Below are 504 nucleotides of genomic sequence, written 5' to 3' on the forward strand. Positions count from 1 at the left end.
CTACCTCACCACCACCCCCGACGGAACCCTCGGCCTGCTCCGTGCCGGCCCCGACCCCGACCGTCCCGGCGGCACCCTCTTCCGCGCCGTGGACGGCGCCACCGTCACTCCGCAGACCGGCGCGTTGGACCTGCGGGTCCCGGGCACCGGGGCCGGCACCGGCGACGCGGTGCGCGTCCGCCACGGCGACCACGACCTGATCATCGCCCCGAACGGCACGCACACCCACAACGTCACCGCCCTCAACGGCATCGACGGCCGGCCGATCCCCCACATCCACCTGTTCACCACCACGACCCCCGGTTCCGCGCCCGGCACCGTGTCGCTGCGCACCGACAGCGGCGCCCCCGCCCCGAACGCCACCCGCCTCCCCGACGGTCACTGGCACGTCACCGACACCACCACGGGCAACTTCACCCGCCACACCGACACCGGCGCCCCGGAGTACCGCGCGCTCAACCTGCACAACCCGGCCGGCGGCCCCGCCCACCCGCTGGCCAACCA

At 75.4% G+C, this 504-nt stretch carries 1 protein-coding gene; it reads left to right on the top strand.

The window, feature by feature from the left end; translation table 11 throughout:
* Positions 1 to 504, top strand: a 504-nt coding sequence (locus FOE67_RS28140) for a hypothetical protein (RefSeq protein ID WP_182667610.1), incomplete at both ends; no start/stop codon positions are given.

The organism is Streptomyces calidiresistens (assembly GCF_014141525.1).
Lineage (GTDB): Bacteria > Actinomycetota > Actinomycetes > Streptomycetales > Streptomycetaceae > Streptomyces > Streptomyces calidiresistens.